This is a genomic window from Blastomonas sp. CCH1-A6 (genome assembly GCF_001556365.1).
Classification (GTDB): Bacteria; Pseudomonadota; Alphaproteobacteria; order Sphingomonadales; family Sphingomonadaceae; genus Blastomonas; species Blastomonas ursincola.
Map to the genome: position 1 here is coordinate 1 of NZ_LSIS01000068.1, position 379 is coordinate 379.

At 65.2% G+C, this 379-nt stretch carries 1 pseudogene; it reads right to left on the minus strand.

The annotated features are described in order from the left end of the window. Nucleotides 1-379 (minus strand): annotated as a pseudogene (locus AX735_RS25555) (hypothetical protein); the annotation flags it as partial.

Consider the following 379-nt stretch of genomic DNA (forward strand, 5'->3'; position numbering starts at 1 on the left):
TGCCACCGGCTGCTATCGAGACGTCCTCATCGCACAGGTTCGCCGCGGTGATGAAGGATTCCATGTCGATGCGTTCGGGCGGGATGCCGCCGCCGACGGCGATCTTGCCGTTGATGCGCCAGCCCAGCATCCACCAGAGCATCTGCAGCGCCGGGTTGCGCGATGCGCTCTCGCTCCATTCCCAGGTCGATTGATCGTCGGCGCGGTGCGGGCCGCTACCGCCGCGCGTGCTGTCGAGGCGCGGGTCATACATGTATGCGCCCTTGGTGCGGATCGTCACGCGCGTTGGGATCGACTGGACGAACGGGCTCTCGGTCTTTTTGGTGTTGCCGGTCAGCTTGAAGCGCAGATAGACATAGGCGAGGCCGGTGTAGCGGCG